Source organism: Kitasatospora phosalacinea (assembly GCF_030268885.1).
Lineage (GTDB): Bacteria > Actinomycetota > Actinomycetes > Streptomycetales > Streptomycetaceae > Kitasatospora > Kitasatospora phosalacinea_C.
Window position 1 is genome coordinate 108,389 of the sequence record NZ_BSSA01000015.1, and the last position, 11,419, is coordinate 119,807.

General features: G+C 77.4%; 1 protein-coding gene. It reads left to right on the forward strand.

Going from position 1 to position 11,419, the window contains the following annotated elements:
• The first annotated feature begins 67 nt into the window (after positions 1 to 67).
• On the forward strand, positions 68 to 11,389 hold the full coding sequence (locus QSK52_RS21915) for a type I polyketide synthase (protein ID WP_285737827.1): 11,322 nt from the start codon (positions 68 to 70) through the stop codon (positions 11,387 to 11,389).
• Positions 11,390 to 11,419: the final 30 nt, after the last annotated feature.

Below are 11,419 nucleotides of genomic sequence, written 5' to 3' on the forward strand. Positions count from 1 at the left end.
TGTGAGCCACGTGCTGTGAGCCACGTGCACCAGGTCCGCCGATACGTGATTGAAGGGTGAGGGCACCATGGAAAAGCCCGAAGAGAAGCTGCTCCACGCCCTCCGGGTCTCCCTCAAGGAGACCGAGCGTCTGCGCGAGCAGAACCGCAAGCTGGCGGACGGCCCGCGCGAACCGATCGCGATCATCGGCATGGCCTGCCGCTTCCCCGGCGAGGCGGCCACGCCCGAGCAGTTCTGGCAGCTGCTCGCCGACGGCACCGACGCGGTCGGCCCGTTCCCCACCGACCGCGGCTGGGACCTGGAGCGCTTCTACGACCCGACCGGGGAGCGGCCCGGCAGCAGCTACGTCAACGAGGGCGGCTTCCTGCACGACGCCCCCGAGTTCGACGCCGACTTCTTCGGCGTCTCCCCGCGCGACGCCCTGCTGATCGACCCCCAGCAGCGGATCCTGCTGGAGACCTCCTGGGAGGCGTTCGAGCGGGCCGGGATCGTCCCGCAGTCGGTCAAGGGCAGCCAGGTCGGCGTGTTCAACGGCGTGATGTACCACGACTACCCGGGCGGCTTCGGCTCCTCCGGCGTCGTCTCCGGCCGGGTGTCCTACCACTTCGGCCTGGAGGGCCCGGCCGTCACCGTCGACACCGCCTGCTCCTCCTCCCTGGTCACCCTGCACATGGCCGTCCAGTCGCTGCGCCAGGGCGAGTGCTCGCTCGCCCTGGCCGGCGGCGTCAGCGTCATGTCCACCCCCCGGATCTTCGCCGAGTTCAGCGCCGGGCGCGGCATGGCCTCCGACGGCCGCTGCCACTCCTTCGCCCAGGCCGCCGACGGCACCGGCTGGTCCGAGGGCGCGGGCGTGCTCCTGCTGGAACGCCTCTCCGACGCCCGCCGCAACGGCCACCCCGTCTGGGCGGTCGTCCGCGGCACCGCCGTCAACCAGGACGGCGCCTCCAACGGCATGACCGCCCCCAACGGCCCCGCCCAGCAGCGCGTGATCCGCGCCGCCCTCGCCAACGCCCGCCTCTCCGCCGACCAGGTCGACGCCCTGGAGGCGCACGGCACCGCCACCACCCTCGGCGACCCGATCGAGGCCCAGGCCCTGATGGCCACCTACGGCCAGGGCCGCCCCGAGGACCGCCCGCTGTGGCTGGGCTCGGTCAAGTCCAACCTCAGCCACACCCAGGCCGCGGCCGGGGTCGCGGGCGTCATCAAGATGGTGATGGCGCTGCGCCACGGCGTGCTCCCGCAGACCCTGCACGTGGACGAGCCCACCCGGCACGTCGACTGGACCGCGGGCAACGTCCGGCTGCTCACCGAACGCCGCGACTGGCCGGAGACCGGCCGGCCCCGCCGCGCCGCCGTCTCCGCCTTCGGCCTCAGCGGCACCAACGCGCACGTGATCCTGGAGCAGTACGAGGAGCCCGCCGCCGAGCCCGCCGCCGAGTCCGCCGCCGAGTCCGTCGCCGAACCCGCCGAGGCTGCCGGCGGGGCGGTCGCCTGGCCGCTCTCCGGCCGCACCCCGCAGGCGCTGCGGGCGCAGGCGCAGCGGCTGCTGGAGGCCGTCGAGGGGTGCGAACCCGCTGCGGTGGGGCGGGCGTTGGCGACGGCGCGCACGCACTTCGAGCACCGGGCGGTGGTCGTCGGCACCGAGCGCGGAGAACTGCTGGCGGGCCTGCGGGCGATCGCCGGGGGCGAGGAGGCCGGGCAGCTCGTCACCGGCCGCGGCGTGCCCGGGCGCACCGCGTTCCTGTTCACCGGACAGGGCTCGCAGCGCCTCGGGATGGGGCAGGAGCTGTACCGGGCGTACCCGGTGTTCGCGGCGGCGTTGGACGAGGTGTGCGCGCTGCTGGACAAGGGGTTGGAGCGTCCGCTCAAGGACGTCATGTGGTCGGACGCGGAGGCGCTCAACCTCACCGGCTACGCGCAGTGCGCGCTGTTCGCCCTCGAGGTCGCCCTGCACCGGCTGTACGAGTCCTGGGGCGTGCTGCCGGACGCGGTGGCCGGGCACTCGATCGGCGAGTTCGCGGCGGCGTACGCGGCGGGGGTGTGGTCGCTGGAGGACGCTTGCACCCTGGTCGGTGCGCGGGCGCGGCTGATGCAGGCGCTGCCCACGGGTGGCGCCATGGTCGCCGTCGCGGCGGCGGAGGACGAGGTCCGCGCCGCGCTGGTGCCGGGCGTGGACATCGCGGCGGTCAACGGGCCGCGGGCGGTGGTGGTCTCGGGCGAGGCCGAGGCGGTCGCCAAGGTCGCGGCGGGCTTCGAGCGCACCAAGGCGCTGACCGTCTCGCACGCCTTCCACTCCGCGCTGATGGAGCCGATGCTCGCCGAGTTCCGCGCCGTGGCCGCCCGACTGACCTACCGCGCACCGCACTCGACGGTCGTCTCGACCCTGACGGGCAAGGCCGTCGAGGAGGAGCTGACCTCCCCCGACTACTGGGTGCGCCAGGTCCGCGAGAGCGTCCGCTTCGCCGACGCGGTCGCCACCCTGACCGCGAGCGGCATCTCCCGGTTCGTGGAGCTCGGTCCCGACGCGGTGCTGACCGCGACGGCCGCCCAGAGCACCGAGGACCACCTGCTGGTGGCGACCCTGCGCCGCGACCGCCCCGAGCAGCACTCCGCCGTCACCGCGCTGGCCGCCCTGCACGCCCACGGCACCCCGGTCGACTGGCAGGCCGTCCACCCGGGCACCGGCCCCCTCGCCGACCTGCCCACCTACGCCTTCCAGCGGCAGCGCTACTGGCTGGAGCCGTCCGCCAACGACGGCGACCCGTCCGCGCTGGGCCTGGAGGCCGTCGGCCACCCGCTGCTGGGCGCGGCCACCGTGCTGGCCGACTCGGAGGGCGTGGTGCTGCTGGGCCGCCTGTCGGCCGGGACCCACACCTGGCTGGCCGACCACCGGGTCGGCGGCCGGACGCTGCTGCCCGGCACGGCCTTCGTCGAGCTGGCGCTGCGGGCCGGTGAGCGGGTCGGCTGCACGGCCGTGCGCGAACTGACGCTGCGGACCCCGCTGGTGCTGAACGGGCAGGAGGGCGTCCGGATCCAGGTCGGCCTCGGCAATCCGGACGAGGACGGGGCCCGCCCGGTCACCGTCCACTCGCAGCCCGACGCCGAGTTCGCCGAGGAGCCCTGGACCCTGCACGCCGAGGGCCTGCTCGCGCCGACCGCCACCGCCGCCCCCTTCGACCTCGCCGCCTGGCCGCCGAAGGGCGCGCAGCCCGTCGACCTGGACGGCATGTACGAGGAGCTGGCCGCCGCGGGCGGCCTGGCCTACGGGCCGGTGTTCCGGGGGCTGCGGGCCGCCTGGCGCCTGGACGGGGAGGTGTACGCCGAGGCCGCGCTGCCCGAGCGGGCCCGGCACCAGGCGGTCGACTTCGGTCTGCACCCGGCGGTGTTCGACGCCGTGCTGCACGCGATCGGCCTGCTCGACGGCGACGGCGACGGCGACGGCGACGGTGGTGACGGCTCCGCCGCGCTCCCGTACGCCTGGTCCGACGTCGAGCTGTTCGCCGCGGGCGCGGACGCCGTCCGGGTGCGGATCGCCCGGGTCGGCGCGCCGGGCGCCGACGGCGCCCGGACGGTCGCGCTGCAGCTCGCCGACCCGACCGGGCAGCCGGTCGGCTCGGTCGGCGCGCTGACCCTGCGGACCCTCGCCCCGGGCGCCGCCGACGGCGCCGCCCGCCCCGAACTGCTCCACCGGGTCGAGTGGACCCGGCGCACCGCCCCCGGGCCGGCGCCGGACGCCGCCGCGCAGGTCGCCCCGCTCGACGGCCTCGCCGCGGACGGGCCGGTGCCGCCCGTCCTGGTGCTGCCGGTCGACGGCGGCCCGGACGCGGACGCCGCGAGGGCGACGCTGCACGGGGTGCTCGCCCGGGTGCAGTCCTGGCTCGCCGAGGAGCGCTTCGACGCCGCCCGCCTGGTGCTGCTCACCCGCGGCGCGGTCGCCCTGCCCGGCGAGGAGCCCGCCGACCTGGCGGGCGCCGCCGTGCACGGCATGGTCCGCTCCGCGCAGGCCGAGTACCCGGGCCGCCTGTTCCTGGTCGACGCCGCCGCCGGGCAGGACGTCACCGCCCTGCTGCCCGGCATCGTGGCCGCCGAGCTGGCCGAGAGCGCCGTCCGCGGCACCGAGCTGTGGACCCCGCGCCTGGTGCGCGCCGCGGCCGCCCCCGAGGCCGGGCACCGGCCCTGGGCCGTCGCCGCGGCGCACCCCGGACAGGTGCTGGTCTCCGGTGGCACCGGCGCCCTCGGCGCCCTGCTGGCCCGCCACCTCGTCCAGCGGCACGGCATCCGCCGCCTGCTGCTGGTCAGCCGCAGCGGCGCCGACGCGCCGGGCGCCGAGCAGCTGGTCGCCGAGCTGGGCGCGCTGGGCGCCGACGCCGAGGTCGCCGCCTGCGACCTGGCCGACCGCGGGGCCGTCCGGGCGCTGCTCGCCGAGCGGGAGATCGCCGCCGTCGTGCACACCGCGGGCGTCCTGCGCGACGGCACCTTCGCCGGGCAGAGCGCCGAGCGCTTCGACGCCGTGCTGGCCGCCAAGGCCGACGCCGCCTGGCACCTGCACGAGTTGACCAAGTGCCACGAACCGGCCGCGTTCGTGCTGTTCTCCTCCGCGGCCGGTGTGCTCGGCGCCCCCGGGCAGGCCAACTACGCCGCCGCCAACAGCTTCCTGGACGCGCTCGCCGCGCAGCGCGCCGCCGACGGCCTGCCCGCCCAGTCGCTGGCCTGGGGCCAGTGGGCGCTGGCCGACAGCATGGGCGGCACCGGCCGGGGCGCCGCCGACGCGCTCTCCGCCGAGGAGGGCCTGGCCCTGTTCGACGAGGCCGCGGCCCGCGACGAGGCCGTCCTGGTCCCGATCCGGCTCGACCTCGCCGCGCTGCGCGCCGACCCGGACGCCTTCCCCGACCGGCTGCGCGGCCTGGTGCCCGCCGCCGTCCGCCGCCCCGCGGCCGCCGACCGGCAGGCCGGGGCCGAGCCGCTGCGCGCCCGGCTGGCCGGCCTGCCGCGGGCCGGGCAGCTGGCCGCCCTGACCGACCTGGTGCGGGTGCACGTCGCCGCGGTGCTCGGCCACGCCGGGGCCGAACTCGTCGACGCCGACCGGGTGTTCAAGGACCTCGGCTTCGACTCGCTGACCTCCGTCGAGGTCCGCAACCGGCTGACCGCCGCCACCGGCGTCCGGCTGCGGGTCACCGTGGTCTTCGACCACCCCACCGCCCGCGACCTCGCCGAGCACCTGCACGGCGAGATCTTCGGCGCCGACACCGACGCCGACGGGCCCGCGGAGGTGCTCCCCGGCACCGCGCAGGACGAGCCGATCGCGATCGTCGGCATGGCCTGCCGCTACCCCGGCGGCGTCGAATCGCCCGCCGACCTCTGGCAGTTGGTCACCTCCGGCGCCGACGCGGTCGGCCCCTTCCCGACCGACCGCGCCTGGGACATGGACTACTGGACCGAGCTGGTCGCCGCCACCGGCAAGCAGCCCGAGGGCGGGTTCCTGCGCGACGCCACCGACTTCGACGCGCCGTTCTTCGGGATCAGCCCCAACGAGGCGCTGATGATGGACCCGCAGCAGCGCAAGTTCCTGGAGGTCTGCTGGGAGGCGCTGGAGAGCGCCGGACTCGACCCGGCCGCCCTGCGCTCCACCCCCACCGGCGTCTTCGCCGGGGCCATGCAGAGCGACTACGACGCGGGCCCCGCCGGGCTGCTGCCCGACAACCTGTTCCACCGCGGCACCGGCACCCTCGGCAGCGTCGTCTCCGGCCGGGTCTCCTACCTGCTCGGCCTGGAGGGGCCCGCCGTCTCCGTCGACACCGCCTGCTCCTCCTCGCTGGTCGCCCTGCACGTCGCCGCCCAGGCGCTGCGCAACGGCGACTGCACGGTTGCGCTGGCGGGCGGCGTCACCCTGCTCGCCTCACCGGAGGCGTTCGCGCTCTCCGACATCCAGGGCGGCTCCTCGCCCGACGGGCGCTGCAAGGCGTACTCCGCGCAGGCCGACGGCGTCGGCTGGGCCGAGGGCGTGGGCGTCCTCGTCCTGGAACGGCTCTCCGAGGCGCAGCGGCGCGGCCACCAGGTGCTCGCCGTGGTCCGGGCCAGCGCCGTCAACCAGGACGGCACCTCCAACGGCCTCACCGCGCCCAACGGCCTCGCCCAGGAGCGGATGATCCGCCGGGCGCTCGCCGTCGCGGGGTTGGAGCCCGCCGACGTGGACGCGGTCGAGGGCCACGGCACCGGCACCACCCTCGGCGACCCGATCGAACTCGGCGCCCTGCTGGCCACCTACGGCCGGGACCGGCCCGCCGACCGGCCGCTGTGGCTCGGCTCGGTCAAGTCCAACATCGGGCACAGCCAGGCCGCGGCGGGCGTCGCGGGCGTCATCAAGATGGTGCAGGCGCTGCGCCACGGCGTGCTGCCCCGCTCCCGCTACGCCCAGGAGCCCACCGGCGGCGTCGACTGGTCCACCGGGCAGGTCCGGCTGCTGGCCGAGAACCTCCCGTGGGAGGAGAACGGCCGCCCGCGCCGGGCCGGGGTCTCCGCGTTCGGCTACAGCGGCACCAACGCGCACGTCATCCTCGAACAGGCCCCCGCGGCCGTCGAGCCCGCACCCGCCGCCACGCCCGCCGGGCCCGTGCCCGCCGCCGCGGTGCCGCTGCTGCTGTCCGCCCGCACCGACGAGGCGCTGCCCGCCCAGGCGGCCCGGCTGCACGCCCACCTGCTCGCCCACCCCGAACTCGAACTCGCCGACGTCGGAGCCCAGTTGGCCGCCACCCGGGCCGCGATGCCGTACCGGGCGGCCGTGGTCGGCGCCGACCGCGCCGAGGCGCTGGCCGCGCTGGCCGCCCTCGCCGAGGGCCGGACCGGGCCCGCCGCCTTCCGCGGCGCCGTGCGCACCGGCCGCCGCACCGCCTTCCTCTTCCCCGGCCAGGGCACTCAGCGCACCGGCACGGGCCGCGAGCTGTACGCCGCGCTGCCCGCCTTCGCCCGCGCCTACGACGAGGTCGCCGACGCCTTCCGCCCCCACCTGGAGCACGACCTGCGCGCGGTGGCGTTCGCCGAGCCCGGCAGCGCCGACGCCGCCCTGATCGACGGGACGCCGTACGTGCTGGCCTCGGTCTTCGCCCTGGGGACCGCGCTCTTCCGGCTGCTCGAGTCCTGGGGCCGGCGCCCCGACTTCGTCCTCGGCCACTCGGTCGGCGAACTCGCCGCCGCGCACGCCGCGGGCGTCCTGCCGCTGCCCGACGCCGCCCGGCTCACCGCGCACCGCGGCCGCCTGATGGCCGCCCTCACCGGCGGCGCCGCCGTCGCCGTCGAGGCCACCCCCGAGGAGCTGGAGCCGCTGCTCGGCGACCGGGTCGCCCTCGCCGTGGTCAACGGTCCGCGCTCGGTCGTCGTCTCCGGCGACGAGCAGCCGGTGCTGGAACTCGCCGCCCACTGGAGCGCCCTCGGCCGCCGCACCCGCCGCCTGAACGTCAACCAGGCCGTCCACTCCCCGCAGATGGACCCGATCCTCGACGAACTGCACGCCGTCGCCGCCGACCTCCGCTACGGCGAGGCCCGCATCCCGATGGCCTCCACCGTCACCGGCCGCCTCCTCGAGCCCGGCGAGAGCGCCACCCCCGCGTACTGGGTCGCCAACTGCCGGCGGACCGTCCGCTTCCTGGACGCCGTCCGGGCCCTGGAGCAGGCCGGCGTCACCCACTACGTCGAACTCGGCTCCGACGGCACCCTCAGCGCCCTCGCCCAGGGCTGCCTGAGCGACCGGGACGGCGGCGCCGCGATGCTCCCGCTGCTCGACAAGGAGCGGCCCGAGACGCTCACCGTGCACCGGGCCGCGGCCCGCCTGCACGTCGAAGGGCCCGGCCTCGACGCCGGCGCGCTGTTCGCCGGACGCCCCGCCCGCCCCGTCCCGCTGCCCGGCTACGCCTTCCAGCGCCGCCGCTACTGGCCCGAGGTCGACCCCAAGGCGCTGCGCGGCGGCGGCGACCTCGCCGCCACCGGCCTGGAGGCCGTCGCCCACCCGGTGCTCGGCGCCGCCGTCGCCTTCGCCGACTCCGACGGGACCGCCCTGGTCGGCCGCCTCTCGCTCGGCACCCACCCCTGGCTGGCCGACCACCGGGTCGGCGGGGCCGTGCTGCTCCCCGGCGCCGCGCTCGTCGAACTCGCCGTCCGGGCCGGGGACGAGGTCGGCTGCTGCCGCCTGGAGGACCTCACCCTGGAACAGCCGCTGATCCTCGCCGAACGCGGCCGGGCCCAGCTCCAGGTGCAGGTCGCGGTCGGCGCCCCCGACCCGGCCGGGCGCCGCGCCGTCGCCGTCCACTCCCGGCCCGGCCCGCAGGACCCGTGGACCCGGCACGCCGCGGGCACCCTCGCCGTCGACACCGCGGCCGACCCCGCCCCGCTCGCCGAGTGGCCCCCCGCCGGGGCCGAGGCCCTCGACCTCACCGAGCTCTACCCCGGCCTGGCCGAGGCCGGGCTCAGCTACGGCCCGCTGTTCCGCGGCCTGCGCGCCGCCTGGACGCTGGACGGCGAGGTGTACGCCGACGTCGCCCTCGACCGGTCCCCGGGCTCCCAGGTGCTCGGCTTCGGCCTGCACCCCGCCGTCCTGGACGCCGCCCTGCACGCCATCGCGCTGGTCGAGGGCGAGGTCACCCGCGGCCTGCCGTTCGCCTGGTCCGGCGTCGAGCTGTACGCCACCGGCGCCACCAGGGTCCGGGTCCGGGTCCGCCCGCTCGGCGGCGGCGCCGTCTCGCTCACCCTCGCCGACCCGAGCGGCGCCCCCGTCGCCACCGTCGAATCGCTGCTGCTGCGCGGCGGCACCGAGCTCGGCACCCCCGTCGCCGCCGGCCGCCACGAGTCGCTGTACGCCGTCGACTGGCTGCCCGCCGCCCTGCCCGCCGCCCCGGACGGCGCCGCCTCCGGCGGGGCCGTCCGCACCGTCGAGCAGCCGCACCCCGGCAACGACGCCGCCACCGTCCACCGCGCCACCCGCGCCGTCCTCGACCTGCTGCAGCGCGAACTCGCCGACCGCGACGAGGTCGGACCCGACGGCCCGCTGGTGATCGTCACCCGCGGCGCCGCCGCCCTCCCCGGCGAGGACACCACCGACCTGGCCGGAGCCGCCGTCACCGGCCTGGTCCGCTCCGCCCAGTCCGAGCACCCCGGCCGCTTCGTCCTGGCCGACCTCGACGAGGACCCCGCCTCGGCCGCCCTGCTCCCCGCCCTGGCCGCCTCCGGCGAACCCCGGGCCGTGGTCCGCCGCGGCGAGGCGTCCGTCCCGCGCCTGGTCCGCCCCCGCCCGCTGCCCACCGACGGCGCCGCCGCCGCCGGCAGCACCTTCGGCGGCGAGGGCACCACCCTGCTCACCGGCGCCACCGGCACCATCGGCGCCCTGCTCGCCCGCCACCTGGTCACCGCCCACGGAGTGCGCCGCCTGCTGCTGGTCAGCCGCAGCGGCACCCTCCCCGAGGCCGCCGCCGAACTCACCGCCCTCGGCGCCCACGTCGAAGCCGCCGCCTGCGACCTCGCCGACGCCGACGCCGTCACCGCCCTGCTCGCCGGCATTCCCGCCGAGCACCCGCTCACCGCCGTCGTCCACCTGGCCGGCGCGCTCGACGACGGCGCCCTCACCGCCCTCACCGGCGACCGGCTCGCCACCGTGCTGCGCCCCAAGGTCGACGCCGCACTCAACCTCCACCGGGCAACCCTGGACACCGAGTTGAGCGCCTTCGTGCTCTTCTCCTCCGCCTCCGGCCTGTTCGGCAACCCCGGCCAGGGCAACTACGCCGCCGCCAACTCCTTCCTCGACGCCCTGGCCGCGCACCGCCGCGCCCACGGCCTGCCCGCCCAGTCCCTCGCCTGGGGCCTGTGGGCGGACACCCTCACCGGCGCCCAGCAGGCCCGGATGGCCCGCGCCGGAATGGGCGCGCTCTCCGCCGAGGAGGGCACCGACCTGCTCGACACCGCGGCCGTCCGCCCCGAGCACCTCCTCGTCCCCGCCAAACTGCTGCTCACCACCGGCAGCACCCCCGCCACCGGCGCCCCCCACCTGCTGCGCGCCCTCACCGCACCCGCCCGGCGTACCGCCGCCGCCTCCGCCGCGCCCGCCGACCCGGCCGAACTGCGCCGCCGCCTCGCGGCCCTGCCCGCCCCGCGGCGCGCCGAAGCCGTCCGCGACCTCGTCCTGGAGGGCGTCGCCCACCTCCTGGGCCACACCGACGCCGGAGCCGTCGACGCCCACCGGCCGTTCCTCGAACTCGGCTTCGACTCGCTCACCGCCGTCGACCTGCGCAACCGGCTCGCCGCCGGCACCGGACTGCGGCTGCCCGCCACCGTCGTCTTCGACCACCAGGACCCCGAGGCGCTCGCCGCCCACCTGCTCACCGAACTCGCCGACGCCACCGCGGCCCCGGCCGCCGACAGCGCCGCTGACAGCACCGCCTCCTCCACCGCCGACACCGCCTCCGACGGACTGCGCCAGCTCTTCGTCGAAGCCGTCCGGGCCGGGAAGACCCGCGAGGGCCTCGCCGTCCTCGCCTCCGCCGCCCACCTGCGCCCCTCCTTCGGCTCGCTCGCCGACCTCGGCACCGCCCCCGCCGCCCTCAGGCTCAGCGAGGGCGACGGCCTGCCCCGGCTGCTCTGCCTCTCCACGCCCGTCGCCATGGGCGGCGCCTACCAGTACGCCCGGATCGCCGCCCAACTGCGCGACAGCGCCCAGGTCTCCGTCCTGCCGATGCCCGGCTTCCTGCCCGACGAGGCCCTCCCCGCCAGCGCCGACGCCGCGGTCGAGGTCCTCGCCGCGAGCGTCCTGGACGCCGCGGACGCCGACACCCCCTACGCGCTGCTCGGCTACTCCTCCGCGGGCGTCTTCGCCCACGCGGTCGCCGCCCGGCTCGAAGCGCTCGGCCGCGGGCCGGCCACCGTGCTGCTCCTCGACACCTACCCGGTGGGCGGCGCGGCCGCCGGGAACGGCGAAGGCACCGGCTCGGCCGAGGCCGGGAAGTCCCGGGCCGAGACGGTCGTCGACATGGCCGCCGGAATGCTCCGGCAGGAGTCCGGCCAGGAAGCGCTCGACCGCACCAAGCTCACCGCGATGGCCCGCTACATGGAACTGCTCCCCACCGTCCCCGTCGCGCCACTGGCCGTCCCGACCGTCCTGCTGCGCCCCGAGCGCCGCTTCACGCTCGGCGACGACACCCCTGCCGGCGCCCCCGCGACCACCGCGACCACCGCGACCACCGGGGCCGCCGGGCCCGAGGCGGACGCCTGGCGCACCGACTGGAGCCTCGCCGACCAGGTGCGGACCGTCCCCGGCGACCACTTCAGCATCGTCGCCGACGACGCGCCGTCCACCGCGGCGGCGGTGTCCGCGTGGCTCGCCGCAGAACTGGGGCCGGGACGATCCGAATAGGGGTGGGTCGGGCCAACTACGCGTCTATAG

Excerpts from the sequence above, each read along its gene's own strand:
- QSK52_RS21915 (WP_285737827.1), top strand. The coding sequence starts at position 68 with ATGGAAAAGCCCGAAGAGAAGCTGCTCCACGCCCTCCGGGTCTCCCTC.